This is a genomic window from Vibrio sp. 1288 (assembly GCF_033344475.1).
This window is the reverse complement of record NZ_JAWPOX010000869.1, coordinates 1-578: the sequence shown is the minus strand read 5'-3', so window position 1 is coordinate 578 and position 578 is coordinate 1. Positions and strand designations below refer to the sequence as shown.

1 protein-coding gene is annotated in these 578 nt (G+C 43.3%); it reads left to right on the top strand.

What is annotated here, in order from left to right; genetic code table 11:
* Positions 1-5 precede the first annotated feature (5 nt).
* The gene (locus R8O11_RS29815; protein WP_318195205.1) at positions 6-434 is read left to right on the top strand and encodes a zinc ribbon-containing protein; all 429 of its coding nucleotides are present in this window, start codon (positions 6-8) and stop codon (positions 432-434) included.
* Positions 435-578: the final 144 nt, after the last annotated feature.

Sequence of the window (578 nt, the reverse complement as noted above, 5' to 3'; positions counted from 1 at the left end):
CGAATGTGATTGGAACCAGGAAGCAAATTCCGGAAGAAGTTAACACAGCATTAGAAACGTCGGGCAAAGTGGTGGAAGCCGCCAATGACTTGACCAAAGATGAGTTGGCCTTAATTGCCGCGTATGTGAAAGCCGACTTAAAAGAGTTTTCTGAGAGCTATGAAGACAGCAAAAGCGGTCCTTTTTACTTAACGGTAGCGGATTCCATTTGGCAAGGCTTACTAGAGATTACGGACCGTACCAAAGTTGAATGGGTAGAGCTCTTTGATGACTTGGAGCATCAAGGCTTGTATGAAGCTGGCGAGGTTATCGGCTTAGGCACACTTGTCTGTGATGAGTGCGGACATAAAACTACCTACAACCATCCAACTATCATCATTCCTTGTATCAAATGTGGCCACAAAGGCTTTAGTCGTCAGTCCTTGAAACCATAGCCACCTATACAATCTTTTTGTATTTGCTTGATAAGAAAAAAAAGAGGCCGTGTGGCCTCTTTTTCGTTATTCGTCTTATGTTAAAAAATGACGTTTTTAGTCTTTCTTTCTCGGTAACCACCAAGCCAGCATTAAACTCAGCGC